A 275-nucleotide genomic window follows, 5' to 3' on the forward strand; every position below is an offset into this window, starting at 1 on the left:
TACAACCGAATGTCAGCCAATATGGATATTGTCGAAGACCGATTGATGCCATTGCTAGGGCAAGGCTATCTGAAGTCATTCAGTATCCAAACGCCAGCGTTTGGTGGTCAGGCAGGTGACCAAACTGGCTTTGTGATCATGATTCTAGAAGATTGGAATGAACGTGATGTAACGGCTCAGGAAGCGCTCAACAAAGTACGTGGTACATTGGCGGGTATCCCTGATGTTCGAGTGTTCCCATTTATGCCAGGTTTCCAAGGTGGTTCGAGTGAGCC

1 protein-coding gene is annotated in these 275 nt (G+C 48.0%); it reads left to right on the plus strand.

The window, feature by feature from the left end:
* On the plus strand, positions 1-275 hold a 275-nt coding region (locus R7190_RS26140; RefSeq protein WP_318137713.1), incomplete at both ends, for a hypothetical protein.

Source organism: Vibrio sp. 1078-1, from assembly GCF_033340475.1.